18 protein-coding genes are annotated in these 18,639 nt (G+C 61.6%); 7 read left to right on the forward strand and 11 right to left on the reverse strand.

Annotated elements, in window-relative coordinates; translation table 11 throughout:
- Nucleotides 1–24 precede the first annotated feature (24 nt).
- Both ACT3S6_RS00410 and ACT3S6_RS00415 read left to right on the forward strand, forming a co-directional pair.
- Nucleotides 25–1,362, forward strand: coding sequence for a UDP-glucose dehydrogenase family protein (locus tag ACT3S6_RS00410; RefSeq protein ID WP_444553268.1), 1,338 nt, complete (start codon nt 25–27; stop codon nt 1,360–1,362).
- Nucleotides 1,363–1,481: 119 nt separating this feature from the next.
- Nucleotides 1,482–2,870 (forward strand): sugar transferase, encoded by a 1,389-nt coding sequence (locus ACT3S6_RS00415; protein ID WP_444553269.1) that lies wholly within the window; start codon nt 1,482–1,484, stop codon nt 2,868–2,870.
- A 22-nt stretch (nt 2,871–2,892) separates the two neighbouring features.
- Here the strand turns inward: ACT3S6_RS00415 and ACT3S6_RS00420 are convergent, their stop codons facing one another.
- Entirely contained in the window at nt 2,893–4,371 is a 1,479-nt protein-coding gene (locus tag ACT3S6_RS00420) for an NAD(P)H-hydrate dehydratase (protein WP_444553270.1), read from the reverse strand.
- Between the two features lie 3 nt (nt 4,372–4,374).
- Complete coding sequence (locus tag ACT3S6_RS00425) at nt 4,375–4,725, reverse strand: holo-ACP synthase (protein WP_444553271.1); 351 nt, start codon at nt 4,723–4,725, stop codon at nt 4,375–4,377.
- Nucleotides 4,726–4,872: 147 nt separating this feature from the next.
- On the opposite strand from ACT3S6_RS00425, the gene ACT3S6_RS00430 reads away from it, so the two are divergent.
- Nucleotides 4,873–5,448, forward strand: coding sequence for a mycothiol transferase (locus ACT3S6_RS00430; RefSeq protein ID WP_444553272.1), 576 nt, complete (start codon nt 4,873–4,875; stop codon nt 5,446–5,448).
- Nucleotides 5,449–5,510: 62 nt separating this feature from the next.
- Here ACT3S6_RS00430 and glmS read toward each other — a convergent pair whose 3' ends face one another.
- Nucleotides 5,511–7,385 carry a glutamine--fructose-6-phosphate transaminase (isomerizing) gene (gene glmS, locus ACT3S6_RS00435; RefSeq protein WP_444553273.1) on the reverse strand — a complete coding sequence of 625 codons (1,875 nt, stop codon included), beginning with the start codon at nt 7,383–7,385 and terminating at the stop codon, nt 5,511–5,513.
- 125 nt (nt 7,386–7,510) lie between these two features.
- Between glmS and coaA the strand changes: the two genes are divergently transcribed.
- Nucleotides 7,511–8,470: a type I pantothenate kinase gene (gene coaA, locus ACT3S6_RS00440; RefSeq protein WP_444553274.1), complete on the forward strand. Its 960-nt coding sequence runs from the start codon at nt 7,511–7,513 to the stop codon at nt 8,468–8,470.
- On the opposite strand, the gene ACT3S6_RS00445 is transcribed toward coaA, so the two are convergent.
- Nucleotides 8,471–9,508, reverse strand: coding sequence for an LCP family protein (locus tag ACT3S6_RS00445; RefSeq protein WP_444553275.1), 1,038 nt, complete (start codon nt 9,506–9,508; stop codon nt 8,471–8,473).
- 147 nt (nt 9,509–9,655) lie between these two features.
- On the opposite strand from ACT3S6_RS00445, the gene mscL reads away from it, so the two are divergent.
- Entirely contained in the window at nt 9,656–10,045 is a 390-nt protein-coding gene (gene mscL, locus ACT3S6_RS00450; RefSeq protein ID WP_444553276.1) for a large conductance mechanosensitive channel protein MscL, read from the forward strand.
- 175 nt (nt 10,046–10,220) lie between these two features.
- Nucleotides 10,221–10,529, forward strand: coding sequence for a PqqD family protein (locus ACT3S6_RS00455; RefSeq protein ID WP_444553277.1), 309 nt, complete (start codon nt 10,221–10,223; stop codon nt 10,527–10,529).
- A gap of 176 nt (nt 10,530–10,705) precedes the next feature.
- Here ACT3S6_RS00455 and ACT3S6_RS00460 read toward each other — a convergent pair whose 3' ends face one another.
- Entirely contained in the window at nt 10,706–11,449 is a 744-nt protein-coding gene (locus ACT3S6_RS00460) for a hypothetical protein (RefSeq protein ID WP_444553278.1), read from the reverse strand.
- A 332-nt stretch (nt 11,450–11,781) separates the two neighbouring features.
- On the opposite strand from ACT3S6_RS00460, the gene ACT3S6_RS00465 reads away from it, so the two are divergent.
- Entirely contained in the window at nt 11,782–12,948 is a 1,167-nt protein-coding gene (locus tag ACT3S6_RS00465; protein WP_444553279.1) for a PqqD family protein, read from the forward strand.
- Nucleotides 12,949–13,103: 155 nt separating this feature from the next.
- On the opposite strand, the gene ACT3S6_RS00470 is transcribed toward ACT3S6_RS00465, so the two are convergent.
- The 6 genes from ACT3S6_RS00470 to rplQ all read right to left on the reverse strand — a co-directional run bounded on the left by ACT3S6_RS00470 (nt 13,104) and on the right by rplQ (nt 18,626).
- Nucleotides 13,104–14,048, reverse strand: coding sequence for a nucleotidyltransferase family protein (locus ACT3S6_RS00470; protein ID WP_444553421.1), 945 nt, complete (start codon nt 14,046–14,048; stop codon nt 13,104–13,106).
- An 84-nt stretch (nt 14,049–14,132) separates the two neighbouring features.
- The gene (gene glmM, locus ACT3S6_RS00475) at nt 14,133–15,479 is read right to left on the reverse strand and encodes a phosphoglucosamine mutase (RefSeq protein WP_444553280.1); all 1,347 of its coding nucleotides are present in this window, start codon (nt 15,477–15,479) and stop codon (nt 14,133–14,135) included.
- 156 nt (nt 15,480–15,635) lie between these two features.
- Complete coding sequence (gene rpsI / locus ACT3S6_RS00480; RefSeq protein WP_444553281.1) at nt 15,636–16,139, reverse strand: 30S ribosomal protein S9; 504 nt, start codon at nt 16,137–16,139, stop codon at nt 15,636–15,638.
- Between the two features lie 41 nt (nt 16,140–16,180).
- Complete coding sequence (rplM, locus tag ACT3S6_RS00485) at nt 16,181–16,624, reverse strand: 50S ribosomal protein L13 (RefSeq protein WP_087000349.1); 444 nt, start codon at nt 16,622–16,624, stop codon at nt 16,181–16,183.
- 307 nt (nt 16,625–16,931) lie between these two features.
- Entirely contained in the window at nt 16,932–17,771 is an 840-nt protein-coding gene (locus ACT3S6_RS00490) for a tRNA pseudouridine synthase A (protein ID WP_444553422.1), read from the reverse strand.
- A 174-nt stretch (nt 17,772–17,945) separates the two neighbouring features.
- On the reverse strand, nt 17,946–18,626 hold the full coding sequence (gene rplQ / locus ACT3S6_RS00495) for a 50S ribosomal protein L17, sunset domain variant (protein ID WP_444553282.1): 681 nt from the start codon (nt 18,624–18,626) through the stop codon (nt 17,946–17,948).
- Nucleotides 18,627–18,639 lie beyond the last annotated feature (13 nt).

An 18,639-nucleotide genomic window follows, 5' to 3' on the forward strand; every position in this document is an offset into this window, starting at 1 on the left:
AAAGCAACAAGGGGGTAAAGAACCGTGGCACTTCACATAGCGGTGATCGGTACTGGTTACCTGGGGGCGACTCATGCGGCGTGTATGGCAGAGCTCGGTTTCGAAGTTCTCGGACTTGATGTCGACCAGGAGAAGGTCGACAGTCTTTCTCGTGGCGAGCTACCATTCCACGAGCCTGGCCTGCCCGAGCTTTTGCTCAAGCACATCGACTCCGGGCGTCTGCGCTTCACCACCTCCTACGAGGAAGTCGGCGTATGGGCAGATGTCCACTTCATCGGTGTGGGTACACCGCAGTTGCCGGGCGAATACGCTGCGGACGTGGCTTTCGTGGACGCGGCAACCGTGTCGCTCGCGGAGAACATCACCAAGGATGCGCTGATCGTCGGCAAGTCCACAGTCCCCGTCGGAACAACGCGTCGGCTCCTGGGCCTCATCGCTAAAAACAAGCGCGAAGACGTTCGAATCGATCTCGCATGGAACCCAGAGTTCCTGCGCGAAGGGTTCGCCGTCAAGGACACGATCACACCGGATCGATTGGTTGTGGGCGTAGACAGCGTGCGTGCAGAAGAGACACTCCGCGAGGTCTACGCATCCGCGTTAGCTCTCGACACCCCCTTCATCAGCACGGACTTCGAGACCGCCGAACTCGTGAAGGTTGCGGCAAACGCCTTCTTGGCAACCAAGATCTCGTTTATCAACGCCTTTTCGGAAGTCACCGAGGCAGTCGGCGGGGACATCCGCACGCTGGCCGACGCCATAGGTCACGACTCCCGCATCGGCCGCAAGTTCCTCAATGCCGGCCTCGGTTTCGGAGGTGGCTGCCTCCCCAAGGACATCCGCGCCCTACAGGCGAGAGTAAGCGAACTCGGCCTCGACCGAACCATGCGCTTCCTCACCGAAGTCGATGAAATCAACCTTCGGCGCCGCGAACGAGTCATATACCTCGCTGCTGAGATCCTTGGTGACCTTGCCGGCAAGAAGATCGCTGTGTTGGGCGTGACGTTCAAACCCGACAGTGATGACGTGAGGGACTCTCCCGCTCTGGACATTGCAGCGAGACTGTATGGGTCAGGAGCCGACGTCACCGTCTATGACCCCGAAGGCAATGCGAATGCCGCCAAACGCTTTCCGCGTCTGCACTACGTCGATGACACGTCCACTGCCGTCGCAGAGGCGGACCTGGTGATGCTCCTGACAGAGTGGCCTGAGTTCAAGGCCTTGGAACCCGCGTCACTTACGAGCCTCGTCAATAAGAGGCGGATCATCGACGCGAGGAATGTCCTTGATGCGACTTCGTGGGAACACGCCGGCTGGCACTTCACCGCCCTGGGACAATACTTCGAACCTACTGCGGCAAGCTAGCGAAATAACGAATACCCACAGCTGGTCCGGTCACGGACCAATGAAGCGATTCCGGGGGGAATATTGTGAGAAGAGCACGGCACGATTGGCATTCGTCGGTTCCGAGGCTTTTGGGGATCGTGGATCTGTTGTGCGTCGCAGTTGCCGTGGTTGTTGCGCAGCTCGCACGTTTCGGCGCGTCAAGCGACCCCGAATTAGCTGGCGCGGTCCCCACCAATTATTGGCTGGTTTCTGTCCTCATCGGTTCACTCTGGTGGGCAGCCCTTGCCGGCTGGCAGTCCCGGGACGTCAAGATCTTGGGCGCGGGAGCCGAGGAATACAAACGAGTCGCCGTCGCATCCCTTTACCTCTTCGGCGCCATCGCGATCGTCTCCTACGCTGGGGAGATCCCCACCGCCCGCGGCTATGTTGGAGTGGCCCTGCCCTTGGGGATCTTCCTGCTTCTGGTGAGTCGTTGGTTCATGCGAAAATGGCTCATTCGTCGCCGTGCCGCAGGACGGTTCACCCGCAGACTCCTGCTGATCGGCGCTCCTTCCGCGGTTGAGCATCTGCACGAAAACCTGTCCAGGGATTTCGGCGCGGGATACAGGCCGGTCGCCGCTATCCTCCCCGGACATTCGCTGCACTCCCCCACAGGTCAGGAACTCCAACTTCCGGTGGTCAGCGTGAGCTCGGAGCTGCCCGCCGTGCTGGAGGCCATCGAGGAAACCAAAGTCGATGCGATCGCCATATCAGCCGGATCCCACCTCAAGCCTCGGGTCATCCAACAGCTCGGCTGGGAACTGCAGGACCGCGGTGTCAGCATGATCATGGCGCCAGCGCTCACCGGTGTCGCTGGACCGCGAATCCACACCCAACCCGTGGCTGGCCTGCCCCTCATCCACGTCACCACGCCAAAGCTTGAAGGCACCAGCGCACTGGTCAAGCGCACCTTCGACATCATCGGTTCCGGTCTAGCCCTGCTCGTGCTCTGCCCGTTTCTTCTGGCCATGGCCCTGCTGGTTCGGGTCGACAGCCCCGGCCCTGCCTTTTTCCAACAGAAGCGGGTCGGCAAGCACGGTAGACCGTTCAAGATGCACAAGTTCCGTTCCATGGTCGCCGACGCCGAAGAACGCCTTGCCGCGTTGCAAGAAACCAACGAGGGAAATGGGACACTCTTCAAAATGAAAGCAGACCCACGCATCACCCGGTTGGGTGCTTTCATCCGCCGATACAGTATTGATGAGCTCCCACAGCTGTGGAACGTCTTCGCTGGAGACATGAGCATGGTCGGTCCACGGCCCCCACTGGCCTCGGAGGTCGAAAGCTACGAGAAGTACGTATTGCGTCGCCTGATGGTCAAGCCTGGTATTACCGGACTCTGGCAGGTCAGCGGACGGTCGGACCTGTCCTGGAACGACAGCGTTCGGCTGGATCTCTACTACGTGGAGAACTGGTCGCTCATGAGCGACCTGATCATTCTCTTCCGGACGGCCAAGGCGGTTCTGGGCAAGAACGGCGCCTACTGACCGTTGGCCCGGGGAGTCGAAATCACCGACCATTCACGGATCGCGCCAGCGCCTCGGCATGGGGTCGGCGCTCCGCGACGATGCGTGATCCAGCTTCTGCATGGACATGGGCCGACGTGGCCGCCAGCTGTACCCGCGAACGTGTCGAAGAGTCGGTACCTTCGTCGACTGCCAACATGGCCCCTAGGACTCCGGTCAGCACATCGCCGCTTCCCGCTGTAGCCAGCTCAGGTCCGCCGTTGTTACTGACGATGGTCGGCCCGTCCGGCGCCACACATACGGTGGCGGGCCCCTTCAACAGCACCACCGAGGAATAGGCAACAGCGGCCCATCGCGCCCAACGAACGGGATTCTGTTCAACGGACTCCCGATCCAGGCGCATGCCAGCGCGCCGGAGTAGATCTGTGAGCTCTCCTGCATGCGGGGTCAACACCAGCTTTGAGTGCCCCTGTTCCTGAGACAGTCCAGCCAGCGCACTGGCATCAACAACGCATGGCAACCCAGATGAAATAGCTGCCCGTGTCGCAGCGATCTGATCGGCGTCCTCGCCGATTCCCGGACCCACCGCCCAGGCTTGCACATGGGCCTCGGCATCCTGTGCTGTTACTGCTTCGGGGACGGCCTGGGACAAAAGGGGCCGGACTGTCTCGGGGGCTACTGTCCGTAGCATACCCACGCCGGTGTTCACCGCTGCCGTCGCCGAAAGCACGGCAGCACCCGGGTACTCGTCGGAGCCGGCGATCAAACCCAAGACTCCCCTGCTGTACTTTTGCGCGCTTCGCTCCGGACGGGGGAATAGCCTGCTGGCATCGCTGCTCTCCATCACGAAGAGGTCCGGTTCCCCGAGGCGCGGGCCCAGGCCGATGTCGACGACCTCAATTCGTCCTGAGAGTAGGTGTCCGGCGCCGACCGTAAGCCCAGTTTTGAGAGCACCAAAGGTCACGGTCAGATCTGCCTGAAGTACGCCGTTGGGCGCGTTTCCTGTATCGGCATCTACCCCCGAAGGCAGATCACAGGCAACCACCAACATATCGTTCGGAATCGTCGGCAGAGAGACACTTCCACGGGCTCCGGTACCCAACACGGCGTCGATCACCAAGTCCACTCCGTTAAGTGTTTCGGTGGCCCGATGCCAACGGCGGTTTCGCCCCCTTGAACCCGCGGGCCCCTCTCTTCCAGCTTCGACGACCTTGCCACCGGCCCGCTGGAAAGCGGCCATCCCTTCCGCATGGACCTTGGGCGCCATGAGAATCGCCGTGCAGGCAACCCCGCGTTTAGCCAGCCGCGCCATCGCGAAAAGTGCGTCGCCACCGTTATTGCCGCTTCCAATAAGTGCCGCGACCCGAGCACCATAGACCCCACCGAAGCTCTCGCGCAGCAAGTTCATCGTGTGCTGGGCCAAGCCGTGGGCGGCGGCGCGCATGAGTGCGGGGCCATGCCCGGCTTCGACGAGGTGCGCTTCGGCGGCACGAATCTGAGTTCCTGTATATGCATTAATCATGTTCTAGCGCTCCGCAATGACCATGGCCGTGGCCAGGTCTCCATCGTGGCTGAGGGACAAGTGCCAATGACGCACGCCTTTGGACTCCGCAACCTCGGCCACCGTGCCGTCGATCTTCACCTGAGGGGCACCTGCGGCGTCCATGACTACCTGGCAATGTTGCCAGTTCATGCCCGCCGGGGCGCCGAGGGCTTTGGCGACCGCTTCTTTCGCAGCGAAACGCGCCGCCAGCGACCGCATGTTCAGCGCACGTTCGGCCGGCACAAAAAGCCGTTCGCACAACGCCGGGGTTCTTTCCAATTGCGCCGTAAAGCGGGAAACCTGCACTACGTCCACACCAATGCCCACAATCATTCCCCCAGCCTATCGGTTTCGGCGCTTCCAATGGTGGTCACGCGCAGTCGACGCACACTATCCCTTGCCCCACTTCCAGGCGTAGCGTCGGTGACCAGCCTGCCGACCGCCATCGTGCAGGAGCGGCAGCCGACGAAAGGGCAACCCATGAGTGCGAATATTGCACGGGAACTTCTACGGGACGGGTTCGACCGTGTTGCGGAAACCGTCCGTTCCGTCACCAGCGGCACCGATGCAAGCGTCCTGCTCCATCAGCCTGACCCCCAGTCGAATCATGCTGCCTGGCTGATCTGGCATCTGACCCGCGTGCAGGACGACCACCTGGCGGACCTCGCCGCCGTTCTCGGCGGCGCCGAAGCCCCATCCCGCGGCACCGCGCACCAGACTCCCGCGGGCCAGCTATGGCTCGAGCATGGCTGGGCACACCGTCTCGCGCTGCCCTATAAGGAGGAGGACACCGGGTTCGGGCACGACGGCCAGCAGGTCCGGGACTTCGACAACGGGGATTCCGGTCTGCTCTCTGCCTACCATCAGGCGGTCCACGACCGGACGGTGCAGGTGCTGGAGTCTCTGCGTCTCGAGGACTTCGAACGAGTCGTGGACCAGGGCTGGGACCCTCCGGTGACGGCAGCCTCCCGTCTGGTAAGCGTCCTGCACGACACCACCCAGCATGCCGGTCAGGCCGCCTATGTGCGCGGGCTCGCCGAGCGTGCGCTGGGGTAGTCCGCGAACGAAGGATCCCGGTGCATGTGTGCGTCGGGATCCTTCAGATCGCGTGGGCCGCTCTACTCGACTGTGACGGACTTCGCCAGGTTGCGCGGCTGGTCGACGTCGAAGCCCTTGGAACTGGCCAGTTCACAGGCAAAGAGCTGCAACGGGACGGTGGCCAGCAGCGGCATCAGCAGCGTCGGGGTCTCCGGAACGTAGAAAACGAATTCAGCGTAGTCACGGACCGCCTCATCTCCGGATTCGGCGATCACCAAGGTCTTGGCCCCACGGGCCCGGACCTCCTGGATGTTGGAGACGACCTTCGAATGCAGCGAATGGCGTCCACGCGGGGACGGCACGATCACGAAGACTGGCTGGCCATCGTCGATCAGAGCGATCGGCCCGTGCTTGAGTTCGCCGGCGGCGAATCCTTCGGCATGGATGTAGGCGATCTCCTTGAGCTTCAAGGCCCCTTCCATGGCTACCGGGTAGCCCACGTGGCGTCCCAGGAACAGGACCGAGGTGGCCTCGGACATCGAACGGGCCAGTGCCTTGACCTCCTCCGCGCGATCCAGGATGTCCTGGATCTTGGCCGGGATGTCCTGCAGGTCCGCGAGGATATCCTTGATCTGCCCGGTGAACAGGTTGCCACGCAGCTGGGCCAGGTAGAGTCCCAGCACGTAGGTGGCGGTGATCTGCGCCAGGAAGGCTTTGGTCGAGGCCACGGCGATCTCGGGGCCCGCATGGGTGTAGAGCACGGCGTCGGACTCGCGCGGGATCGTGGAGCCGTTGGTATTGCAAATGGATAGCGTCTTGGCGCCTTGCTCCCTGGCGTAGCGAACCGCCATCAACGTATCCATGGTTTCGCCCGACTGGGAGATGGAGACGATCAGGGTGTTGGCATCGACGATCGGGTCTCGATACCGGAACTCATGGCTGAGTTCGACCTCCACGGGGATGCGGCACCAATGCTCGATGGCGTATTTGGCGACCGAGCCGGCATAGGCGGAGGTACCGCAGGCCAGCACGATGATCTTGGAGATGTCGGTCAGTTCGGAGGCGTCGATGCGCAACTCGTCAAGGGTCATCCGGCCCTCGGCGTCGTAGCGGCCCAGCAGGGTGTCGGCGACGGCGGCCGGCTGGTCGAAGATCTCCTTCTCCATGAAGGATTCGAATCCTCCCTTTTCCGCGGCGGCAGCGTCCCAGTCAACATGGAATTCGGTGCCTTCGGCCGGGTTTCCTGCGAAGTCGGTGATGACATGGTCATCCGGGGTGATGGTGACAACCTGGTCCTGCCCGAGTTCCACCGCACGCCGGGTGAAGTCGATGAAACCCGAGACGTCGGATCCCAAGAAGTTCTCGCCCTCGCCCAGCCCGAGGACCAGCGGCGAGTTCCGCCGTGCGGCGACGACCACCCCGGGCTGGCTTTCGTGGATCGCCAACAACGTGAAGGCGCCTTCGAGGCGCTGGCAGGCCAACTGCATGGAACGAGCCAGGTCCCCGTCTCCAGCATGGGTATAGATGTCGCCCAGCAGGACGGCAGCAACTTCGGTATCGGTTTCCGAGGTGAAGACATGGCCGGCTGCGGAGAGTTCAGCTCGCAGATCGGCGAAATTTTCGATGATGCCATTGTGGATCATGGCCAGTTTTCCGTCGTCGGCCAGATGCGGGTGCGCGTTGACGTCCGAGGGTCCGCCGTGGGTGGCCCACCGCGTGTGCCCGATGCCGGTCAGTGAATTCGGCAGCGGGGCCGCTTCGAGTTCGACGATCAGGTTGACCAGTTTGCCGGCCTTCTTCCGGGCCTCAAGTCCGGATTCCCCGAGGACGGCGATCCCGGCGGAGTCGTAGCCGCGGTATTCCAACCGCCGCAGCCCCTCCAGAACCACGTCGAGGGCCCCATGGTTTCCGGTTATTTTTCCTGGGCGGCCTACATAGCCAACAATTCCACACATGCGCATAAGAATACCGCGCCGAAGAACCGATATTCGTCATTTCTGGGCTCTGGTGCCAGAGGCCGCCACGGCAGTGGGCGTGCCCCGGTTTGGGGATACGGCGGCAGGCTTGGCACAATTCAGTGGTGAGCGCCTCCCGAGACCACGACGCCGGAGTCTCCCCTTTTGTGGAACTGGACCGGCAAACCTGGGCACGACTGTCCAACGAGATCACCCAACCGCTCGACGAGGGGGATCTGATCAGGCTGAGTGGTCTCGGCGAAAAACTCGATCTCAAGGAGATCAAGGACGTCTATCTTCCCCTCTCCCGCCTGCTGAACCTCTATGTGCAGGCAGCCGGACAACTACACCAGGCCACCAACACCTTCCTGGGTGAATCGACGAGACGCACCCCCTTCGTCATCGGTGTCGCCGGCTCCGTGGCCGTGGGGAAGTCCACGACGGCCCGCGTGCTCCAGGAGATGTTGCGCCGTTGGCCGGATACCCCCAATGTCGAGCTAGTCACCACCGACGGGTTCCTGCACTCCAATGAGGTGCTGGAACGACGCGGTCTGATGCATCGCAAGGGTTTCCCCGAGGCCTATGACCGGCGCGCCTTGCTGCGTTTCGTTTCAGCAGTGAAATCCGGTGCCGAAGAGGTCCGCGCCCCCTGGTATTCGCATCTGACCTACGACATCGTCCCTGGCAAGGAAGTGGTCGTCCACCGCCCCGACGTGCTCATCGTCGAGGGGCTGAACGTCCTGGCTCCGGCCCAGGTCAGAAGCGACGGGACGGCCGGCTTGGCGCTGAGCGACTTCTTCGACTTCTCCGTCTACGTCGATGCCCAAACGCCGGCTATCGAAAATTGGTACGTCAAGCGGTTCATGAAACTGCGCAGCGGTGCGTTCGCTGATCCGGCTTCTTATTTCCACCGGTATTCGAGCCTGTCCGACGACGAAGCACGTGAAACCGCCTTGGGTATCTGGCGCCAGATCAACGAACCGAACCTCCGCGAGAACGTCCTGCCCACGCGGGGCCGCGCCCAGCTGGTGTTGACCAAGGACAGCGACCACTCGATCCGGCGCATGCTCCTGCGCAAGATCTGATTACAAGTCGCGCACGCGCATGAACTTCTCCAGGTCATCGTCAGTGAGCGCGGTCGCCAGGTCGTCGATCGCGGCGTCGTCCGGCAGCACGATCGACTGCCCGTCCGAGGACCTGCTGGTTCCGCTATTCGGCAAGGTGAAGAAGTGGATCTTGTCGTTGCGGATGCTCTTCAGTGAAAGACCCAGTTTACCCACGGCCGATGCGCTCAGCGTGTCGTCCACGGAGAGGTAAGGAGACAATTCGTCGACGGCATCGGAGATGCGTCCGGGGTTGGTCAATGTGTCCTTAGCCAGTAGCTTGCCGATGAGCGCCTTGATGAAGATCTGTTGGTCGCGCACACGCTGGTAGTCGCCGTCCTTGAAGGCATAGCGCTCACGAACGAAGCCCAGAGCCTGCTCGCCATTCATGTGCGTCGGCCCGGCCTTGAAACTATGACCGCTGTTCCCGCCGCTGAAGCCAACTGGTACATCGACGTCCACTCCTCCGAGAGCATCTGTCAGGCCCTTGAACCCCTCGAAATCCACCGAGGCGACATGGTCGATCCGGGTATCCAGCAAGCCCTCGATTGTTCGAACGGCCAACGGGACCCCTCCAAAGGAAAAGGCCGCGTTGATCTTATGGGTTCCCTCCCCCGGAATCGGCACCCAGGTATCCCGCATGATCGAGGTGACGTAGACGTTCTGACGATCCCCCGGAACGTGCACAAGCATCATGGTGTCGGATCTACCGGCGTTGGGAACCCCTTCGAGGTCCTCCGTTTCCCCGGATCCTCCGCGGGCGTCGTTGCCCAGAAGCAGAATGTTTACCGCGTCTTCGTTCGATGCCTGCTTCTGTGGCCGCTGCGACTCGGCGGGGAAGGCCTCACCGATCTTTTCCGTCTTGCCGTCGAAGCTGCTGGCCAGGGAAAAGATGTAGCCGCCGGCGACGACCGCGGCGATGACCACTAATGCGACCAACGTGAGGATGGTGGTCCTGACCGGATGCCGCTTCGGCCGGACCTCTTCGTTCCGCGGATGATCCATGAGTTCGTTCGTCATACCAGTCTTTCTTTGTCCCCAGTGTCTCCGGCCAGTCTATGGGGGAATCCAAGCCGTCCGAGACCCGGGCTGTGCCTCGCCGCGGCGAGGAACAACACCCCTCGTCCTTGCTGGGTCTATTTGCCGAAGCCTTGTACGATTAGCCGCATGTTACAGGGATTCAAGGAATTCATCATGAAGGGCAACGTCGTTGACCTTGCCGTCGCCGTCGTGATTGGTGGCGCCTTTGCCACGGTGATCGATGCCTTAGTCAACAGTGTTCTCATGCCGCTGATCTCGGTGCTCGTAGGCACCCCGAACTTCGATAACTTCCTGGCCGTCGGCCCGGAACATGCCATCAAGATCGGCGTCCTGCTCACCGCAGTCGTCAACTTCCTGCTCGTCGCCGCAGCCATCTACTTCGTCGTGGTCATGCCGATGAATAGGATGATCGAACGTCGCAACGCCCGCCTAGGCATCCTTCCCGAAGAGGAAGAAGTCGATCCACAGGTCCTATTGCTGACCGAGATCCGCGATTCGCTGAAACCACGCGCCTAATAATTCTTGCTTGACCGGTGGCTACCTGCCGCCGGATAAACCCAGCAGACCCCATCCCATGATGGGGTCCGCTCTTACGTTCCGGCCCAAGCTGCTTGTCCACCTGCGTCGGCGACAGCGCTCGCTAACTGAACCGCGGCCACCTCTCGAATCAGGCATGCAATAGAGTAAAATCATGCCTCACAAGCCGCCCACGTCCCCCGCTTTCTTGGAGAAGGCAGAGGGCCTCGCCTGCGTCAGGTCAGTCGATCCCCATAGGGTCGTCCTGCTCAGCCCAAGCAGCGATCAACCGGTGATACTCAGCGGCACCAGCGCAGCGATATGGGCCATCCTCAACGACGTCCTCACGACCCAGGAAGTAGTTGAACGGATCGCCCACGAATACCGCGTCGATCCCAGCGAGGTCAGTTCCGATGTAGAACAATTCATCGAAAATCTTGTCGATCAACAGTTATTGGTCACGAGGGCGCCTGGTCGTCAGTAGTCGGCAGTACGTTTCGTCCGGCAAATCCTTGCGTTCTCAACCGTCCGAAAAGAAACTTGAACTCCCGTCGCACGGGGTCCCGTAGCGAATTGCCGGGTGAAGACCGCGTCCGGGTGCAGTCAAGAACCTTCCTTCATAGTTTCCGGCCTCGTCGGGCTATGCCAGAAAAGCACAGATCAGCATTTGGCCGGCTGAAGATACTGCTCCTCGACGGCGGCGGCCCCCTTCGGAGGGCTACACACGCCATCTGGATAGCACGTCACATTGTCGTAGCCGTCCTTGCCGATGAGCCGCGTGTAATGAATCGCCGGGTAGCAGGTCTGCGCTCCGCTTTTTGAGAGGAATTTATGCGGTTGCCGTCCAGAGTCGTTGACCCGAGAGGGATGACGTTTGGCTACCGTGTAATCTAGGCCGACGTCCACAGGTTCCGTGTCAGGACCGGTGGAACTGCTAGAGATATGTACTTTCGCTCCAGGCTGGATCCTATAGATGTTTGTCCAGACGATTCGAGGCCCACACCAAGGTGTAGCAATGTTTTCGTTGGCAGTCAGCGTCACATAGAAGGAGGCGGAAACCGTCCCTTCACGCTGGCTTGCCGTTAACGTCCACGCATTGGAAAGGCTGTATTCAAGGACAGGCACAACATTGGCCCCGCCAGTCATGGTCACCGACCAAACGAATGTGGATCCAGCCGGTACGCTCCCAGTGGAGCTTTCCAGGCCAAGCGAGACTGCGTGTCGCTGATACTGAAGCTCTCCTTTTCCATAGTCGAGCCTGCAGATCGTTCCCATGACACGGGTGGAAATCGTAGATGCTGCTGCAGCCGGCGCTGCGACCGCGATGGCCACAATGGGCGCAGCCCACGCTCCAGCAGTGACAACACGACGGCGAGATATTGCGTTGACTTCAGTAGTGGACATACCCGTATCCTCACAGCGGTTAAAAGGAAACCCACGTGGAGTTCCGACCCCCATCCGGGCCATTCCTCATTGTGACACAAGACGCCCAAATAGGTTTATTAATGCTAGTCACTTCAATCTGTTCAGTTGGCTACGCCTCCGTGACGGGGCTCGCTCGGGTCTATGAAGCTTGAACGGAATACCTTCAAACGGTCGAATATCGCCACAATCTCACGAAGAACCGCATCGCTCTTGAATCACGGTCAACAGATATAGAGCGCCAGGACCCTCCCACCGGATGGGTACTGCGACAAAAAATTCTCCGTGGGCGACTTCCAGCCTATGGTTGAAAAATGGGGACAGAAGATGGCACCACGGATGGCGCGAAACTTCGCTCAGGCGTGAGCGAGAAAGCATACGAGCGCGTCGTCATCAGAGCGCTCAAATCCACCATCGTGGTATCCGGCCTCAGCAAGGACGAAGCTGCGACCCTTGAAACAGCTTGGGAACTGTGCCTTCTGGATCCGGGAGCAGGCCTGCCAAGCTCGCCGACACTGCCGGAACACGTCACCGAGATACGACGGGACCCCGCTCTGTCATGGACTCAGTTCCATGAGGACCTCACCAGAACCATCACTCACAAAGCCATCGAATCCTGCCGCGGCGAATATTTCATGTTCCATGCCGCAGCCGTTGCCGACCAAGATTCTGGAAATGCCATGGTCCTCGTGGGCAAAAGTGGCACCGGAAAATCGACGGCGACGCGTGTATTGGGTCAGGCCTTCGCCTACCTGACCGACGAGACTGCTGCACTGAGCGTCGAAGGGACGATGATCACATATCCCAAGCCGCTCTCCCTGCTGACGGCGAACGGCATCCCCCCGAAGGAGCAATACTCCCCCGCGAGTCTGGGCCTTACCCCGCTCACGGTAAATGCCAGACTCACACGACTGGTTCTTCTGGAACGCACCGACGAACGCCATGCGGATCCGGCCTATTGGACTGAGCTCCCGCTCCTCACCGCCTTGGAGCGTCTCATACCCGAAAGCTCGTCCCTGGCGTATCTGGATCGTGGAATAGCGAGCTTGTGCGACCTCATTGATTCGGTGGGAGGCGTTCGGGTTCTGCACTATTCGGAGGCCGAGCACCTCATTCCATTCATCAAAGAGGAGCTGGAAACACCGCACGTTGACAGCTCGGGAACAGCCGCCAGGTGGCAGTTGCTGCCCGTTGATCACGACGGGAAGGCTCCTTCCGAGTCAGGGCTCTATCGACGGGCTCTGGTGGATGATGCGACCCTCGTAGACGGAGCGGTTGCCCTGCTCCACAACGAGCAGTTCACGGTCCTCGACGGCATAGGGCCAGCCCTATGGGAAACACTAGAGCGCTGGGCGCATGCGGAGGAGCTCGTGGACAAGGCCGTGCAGGAGTTCGGGTCGCATGCGGAGGCACAATCAATGGTCATGGAAGCTCTCGAGAAGCTCCGTGAACGAGGGTTGCTAGAACGCTCGAAACTATAGACCGGTAGCTCGAATCTCTGCGTGTGAAGTAGGGAGCACCCACATCGAAGGCAGCACTAGAATGCCTCACAGAACCGCGGAGGTCGATCCCTGAAACCCATGCCACGCGAAAACGGCCGTTGTGCGGCGTGTGGATACCGTAGCACACAGAAAATTCATGTTCCGTCACGCTTTTGGCCTCTCTTCACGGTTAGAAACTCTCTGGCCACCCGGCGAAGCGCTCGCAGAAACGAAGCCCACCGAAGAATCCTGACTTTTATGACTTCTGTGCTGCTTGCTCCGTGCAAAGTCAGATTATTGCTTTCGAGCAGGTTCCTCGGGGGAAACAACGCCCGAAATACAAGTGCAGGCCACTGCTTCCGTGGTGCCGAGGAAAGCTGTAATAAACGGTGCACGCCCGGCGCGGAAACCTCCGTTCGCTGAAGCCATTCGGCAGACACATCGGGAAAGCCTACCCAGGCTGCTTCGGGGTAGGTCGCGAGCAGATAGGGTTTCATCGCCGCGAGCGCATCAATGTCGGCGGCGAGTCGATGGATCTGGTTCCATGCGGGCTTGGGTGCCACCTGCAAAAGGTGATTGATTTCAGCAGTGTTTTTCGGAAGGGACGAAGCGCGTAAGGCATGCAGTGCTTGGATGATGGTTGCGCCGGCGAGATCGAGTCCGAAGACAGGTCGACCCGCTATCCCGAAGACCTGCCGATGTTCCCAAAGCATCGGAAAGTATGAAGCTGCCGGAGCTTCGATCCCCGGAAAAGAAAAGTGTATATCGATGTCGGTGGGCCACCGAGGGTGAAACATAGTCACCGAATGAATCGGATGAGCAACATTGTCCTCGGAGGACCGCAGCTGCCATCCCCGAATAGCCAGGCCCTCGACTACTGTCTGGGTACTTCCCGGCTCTACGAGAAGGTCGATGTCGCCAGAATCCCCGGGGGCTCGAACCCCCATTTGGGCGGCAACGGGTCCTTTGACGAACAGGATGCGAATCTGGAGGTCTTCGCATATCCGCGCCACCAGGGCCCCGGATAGCAAGACTGATTCCTGACTGAGAAGAGTCGTGTCCTGCTGCTGCGCTGGATATACGCCGCCGTCATTATTCATCACGGAGACACCCGCCAGCGCTATGTGAAATCGTCGATATCCGGGTCGACTGTGCCGTCCGAGAACCTAAGGTTCCGATTTCGACTAAAGCGCCAATTCAGTCTTCACGACACCGGCCAGCCGGCTCGCTACATGATCCGCGACGCGGTGGTCGGTCGCCTCGACCATGACCCGCACCACCGGTTCCGTTCCCGACGGACGCAGCAGCACCCTCCCGGCACCGCCTAGTTCGTTTTCGGCACCCTGGACGGCGAGCGTCACCGCTGCATTGGAGTGCGCGGCATGTTTGTCCACGCCGTTCACGTTGATCAGCACCTGCGGAAGGACCTCCATCACGGCTGCCAGTTCCTTGAGTGTCTTGCCCGTGGCCGCGACGCGAGCGGCGATCTGCAGACCCGTCAGGACGCCATCACCGGTGGTCGCGAACTCTGAGAAGATCACGTGACCGGATTGTTCGCCACCGAGGGTGAAACCACCGAGCCGCATCCTCTCCAGGACGTAGCGGTCCCCCACCCCCGTCTCGGCAATCGTGATGCCGGCAGCCTCCATGGCCATCTTCAACCCCAGATTGCTCATGACCGTGGCTACGAGGGTGTCGTCCTTGAGCCTGCCGGCTTCCTTGAACGCGACGGCCATGATCGCCATGATCTGGTCCCCGTCCACAACGGAGCCTTCGTGGTCGACGGCCAGGCACCGGTCGGCGTCCCCGTCGTGGGCGATACCAAAGTCGGCTCTCTCGGAGAGGACCTTCGCCTGGAGCATCTCCAGATGGGTCGAACCGCAACCTTCGTTGATGTTGTTTCCATCAGGGTCCGCGCCGATGACCACCACGTCGGCCCCGGCTGCTGCGAAGGCTTCCGGTGAGCAACCGCTGGCAGCCCCATGGGCACAATCCAACACGACTTTGAGACCCTCCAGGCGGTGCGGCATCGTCTTGAGCAAGTGGACCACGTAGCGGTCCTCGGCGTCCGCGAAGCGTTTGATCCGGCCGACCGCTGCGCCGAGGGGGCGGGGTGCTTCCCGTTCGAGCTCGGCTTCGATGGCATCCTCTTGCGCGTCGGAGAGTTTCTGCCCTCCCCGGGCGAGGAACTTGATCCCGTTATCGGGTGCCGAGTTGTGGGAGGCGGAGATGACGACGCCGAAGTCGGCTTCGATGTCGGCAATGAGGTGGGCGGCCGCCGGGGTCGGCAGGACGCCGGCATCGAAGACGTCCACGCCCACCGAGGCGAACCCCGCTTCGATGGCAGCGCAAATGAAATCGCCGCTGATCCGCGGATCACGGGCGATGACGGCCACCGGCCGGGTTCCTTCGCCAGCAGCCTGCAGACCGAGCACCACGGCTGCGGCCTGCGCCAAGTTCAGGGCCAGGGCAGGGGTGATCAGTTCGTTCGCTTTTCCACGCACACCATCGGTGCCAAATAATCTAGCCATCCCGCTCATCCTATCGTCCGAAGAGCACAAAAAAGTGGGGATCGGCAACGATCCGGCCACACTTTCATCTGCGCGGGCCCCGGTTAAGCGACCGAGGGCCCCACGGCAAAAGCCGTGGGGCCCTCGGCTGGAACCCTTGGGTTCCAGTGAAGCAGATTAGCGCTTCGAGTACTGCGAGGCCTTGCGTGCCTTCTTGAGGCCAGCCTTCTTGCGCTCGATGACGCGGGCGTCACGAGTCAGGAAGCCGGCCTTCTTCAGGGCCGGACGGTTGTTCTCGCGGTCGATCTCGTTCAGCGAGCGGGCAACGCCCAGGCGCAGGGCGCCGGACTGGCCGGAGGGGCCGCCACCATGGATATTGGCCAGCACGTCGTACGCACCGTCGAGCTCGAGGAGCTTGAACGGATCGTTGACTTCCTGCTGGTGCAGCTTATTCGGGAAGTACTCCTCCAGCGTGCGGCCGTTGACGGTCCACTTGCCGGTGCCGGGAACGAGGCGCACGCGGGCGATGGCCTGCTTGCGACGGCCGACGGCGGCGCCGCCGACAGTCAGTGCCGGACGTTCCTTGACGACGGTCTCTTCAGCCGCCGCAGACGACTCGGAGGTGTAAGCGGCCGGAGCCGCACCCTCGGTTTCATTCAGCTCTTCAGTGTTCTGAGCCACGATTCTCCTTGAAAACTAGTCTCTTGTTTCGGGGCCCAGCGCTACTGCGCGACCTGGGTGATTTCGAAGGTCTTGGGCTGCTGGGCAGCATGCGGGTGCTCGGCCCCGCGGTAGACCTTGAGCTTGCCCAGCTGCTGGGCAGCCAGGGAGTTCTTGGGAAGCATGCCCCTGATGGCCTTCTCAACTGCCTGAACCGGGTTCTTTTCCAACAGTTCGGCGTAGCTGACGGACCTCAGACCACCCGGGAAACCGGAGTGGCGGTAGGCGCGCTTCTTTTCGAGCTTGGCGCCGGTGAGGGCAACCTTCTCAGCGTTGATGATGACGACAAAGTCACCCATGTCCATGTGGGCTGCATAGGTGGCCTTGTGCTTGCCGCGCAGCAGGGTTGCGGTCTGGCTGGCGAGGCGGCCCAGAACGATGTCAGTGGCGTCGATGACGTGCCACTGGCGATCTGCGTCGCCGGGCTTCGGAGTGTACGTACGCACGGTTATTGCCTTCGTTTCCTTGGATACTGGTCAAGCGTTCCACCTGAGGTAGCTGTGAGATCCACCGCAGGGAAGAGCACTGTGTTATCGATGCGCTGTACCAGTTCTTCAGGTGAGGTCTGAATCCAACCGGCCATCCGTTAGCTGCCTGCATTCTCCACAGACCAGGGCCCTGCAACTGGGCCGTCACGTGGAGAAAGTTGTGTCAGGCATAGGACATGCACAACAGCAGCCTACTTTACCGCATGCGCGGCGTCGTTCCAAAAGCCGCCATGACGCCCATCCGACGCGGGCGGCGCGCCTGACCTCAGATACGTTGGATGTCCTCAGGCCGGCGCCGCGCACGGGTCGCCTCGGCGCGGAATGCCAGCTGATCGTCATCGGGGTAGGCGACCTCTTCGAGGACCAGCGGGTGTGGTGCAGCCATTCGGGTTCGGTGGTCCCTGACAGGCTCCGTTAGACGGCGCTGGATCCACCCCGCCTCCTCTTGCCCGTCGCCGACCCTGAGCACGGCACCGATGAGGGTGCGCACCATGTTGTGGCAGAACGCGTCGGCGCGCAGGCTAGCCACCAGGATGCCATCGTCCTTCCGAACGAAGCAGAATTCCTCCAGGGTACGGATGGTGGTCGCGAAGTCCTTGGGACGGCAATAGGACAGGAAATCGTGCCGGCCGACGGCGACCTGCACCTCGGCGTTCAGGATTTCCGGATCGAGCTCCCGCGGATGCCACAACGTCGTTGACCGCGTCAGCGGATCCCATCGATGCTGCCCGTCGGCGATCCGATAGCTGTACCGGCGCCATAGGGCGGAGAACCGGGCATCGAAACCCGTGGCTGCCGCGCGCGCCTCGTGGACGAAGACCTCTCCCCCGATGCGGGATGTGACACCACGGATCCGCCGCAGCAGTGCCTGGTCTTCGGTCAGGTTCTTTCCACGCGGCAAGGCCCTGTACTCGGCCTCGGTGAGATCAAAATGGGCGACTTGTCCCCTGGCGTGAACCCCCGCGTCGGTCCGACCGGCGACCGTGGTGCGTACCGGCCGCCGGAAGAGTAGCTTCAGGGCTTCCTCGAGGCTTCCCTGCACCGTGCGCCGCCCCGGTTGCGTGGCCCAGCCGGAGAAACCGGAGCCGTCATAGGCCAACCGCATCCGGATGCGTACCGTCGCCGGTTCGCTGGTCGAGGCGTCCGGGACGATCGACGTGGTCGCCGAGGGGGTGGATTCCATGACTTCCATCCTAGAGCGCACCTTCGCAAGCACGCGAAAGGGCCCCCATCCGAAGATGGGGGCCCTTTCGCTGCAGCGGGTCAGCTGCGGGAAGTACTACTCAGCGATCTGCTGGGCTTCCTCGCCACCGGCCGGCTCGAAACCGGCGGCCTTAGCGGCCTCCTGCGTTGCGAACCACAGCTCGGCGTCGGTCGCGTCGTACCAGCGCGAACCGGGGACGTGGTACTTCATCGAGTCCGCGTTGCCCTTGATATCGGCACCCTCGGGAGCGTCGCCGCTCTCGGTGGCTGCCACGGCGCCGTCGTACTTGGCGGCGGTCGCGGCGTGGTCCGTGGCCTCGGCAGCAGGAGCTGACTTCTCGGCAGCCTTCGTGGCTTCCTTGACGACGGCCTGCTTCGGGGAAACGGGCTCGAGCACCAGTTCGATGACAGCCATGGGGGCGTTGTCGCCCTTGCGGTTGCCGATCTTGGTGATGCGGGTGTAGCCACCTTCACGCTCGGCCATGGCCGGGCCGATGTTGGTGAACAGCTCGTGCACCACGGACTTGTTGGTCCGGTTGCGCGAGGCAATGGCGGCCTGGACGCGACGACGCGAGGACAGGTCCCCGCGCTTTGCGAAGGTGATCAGGCGCTCGGCGTAAGGACGCAGACGCTTGGCCTTCGTGACCGTCGTGGTGACCGACTTGTGCTCAAAGAGCTGGGCCGACAGGTTCGCCAGCATGAGGCGCTCGTGGGCTGCTCCGCCTCCGAGGCGCTTTCCCTTTGGTGGGGTAGGCATTGTTTTTTCTCCT

The organism is Arthrobacter sp. AOP36-C1-22 (assembly GCF_052377515.1).
Taxonomy (GTDB): domain Bacteria; phylum Actinomycetota; class Actinomycetes; order Actinomycetales; family Micrococcaceae; genus Arthrobacter_H.

What these genes read in the sequence shown, in the direction of transcription:
- ACT3S6_RS00420 (WP_444553270.1), bottom strand. Translation starts at nt 4,371, where the DNA reads ATGATTAATGCATATACAGGAACTCAGATTCGTGCCGCCGAAGCGCAC.
- ACT3S6_RS00425 (WP_444553271.1), bottom strand. Translation starts at nt 4,725, where the DNA reads ATGATTGTGGGCATTGGTGTGGACGTAGTGCAGGTTTCCCGCTTTACG.
- ACT3S6_RS00430 (WP_444553272.1), top strand. Translation starts at nt 4,873, where the DNA reads ATGAGTGCGAATATTGCACGGGAACTTCTACGGGACGGGTTCGACCGT.
- glmS (WP_444553273.1), bottom strand. Translation starts at nt 7,385, where the DNA reads ATGTGTGGAATTGTTGGCTATGTAGGCCGCCCAGGAAAAATAACCGGA.
- ACT3S6_RS00445 (WP_444553275.1), bottom strand. Translation starts at nt 9,508, where the DNA reads ATGACGAACGAACTCATGGATCATCCGCGGAACGAAGAGGTCCGGCCG.
- mscL (WP_444553276.1), top strand. Translation starts at nt 9,656, where the DNA reads ATGTTACAGGGATTCAAGGAATTCATCATGAAGGGCAACGTCGTTGAC.
- ACT3S6_RS00455 (WP_444553277.1), top strand. Translation starts at nt 10,221, where the DNA reads ATGCCTCACAAGCCGCCCACGTCCCCCGCTTTCTTGGAGAAGGCAGAG.
- ACT3S6_RS00460 (WP_444553278.1), bottom strand. Translation starts at nt 11,449, where the DNA reads ATGTCCACTACTGAAGTCAACGCAATATCTCGCCGTCGTGTTGTCACT.
- ACT3S6_RS00465 (WP_444553279.1), top strand. Translation starts at nt 11,782, where the DNA reads ATGGGGACAGAAGATGGCACCACGGATGGCGCGAAACTTCGCTCAGGC.
- ACT3S6_RS00470 (WP_444553421.1), bottom strand. Translation starts at nt 14,048, where the DNA reads ATGAATAATGACGGCGGCGTATATCCAGCGCAGCAGCAGGACACGACT.
- glmM (WP_444553280.1), bottom strand. Translation starts at nt 15,479, where the DNA reads ATGGCTAGATTATTTGGCACCGATGGTGTGCGTGGAAAAGCGAACGAA.
- ACT3S6_RS00490 (WP_444553422.1), bottom strand. Translation starts at nt 17,771, where the DNA reads ATGCGGTTGGCCTATGACGGCTCCGGTTTCTCCGGCTGGGCCACGCAA.
- rplQ (WP_444553282.1), bottom strand. Translation starts at nt 18,626, where the DNA reads ATGCCTACCCCACCAAAGGGAAAGCGCCTCGGAGGCGGAGCAGCCCAC.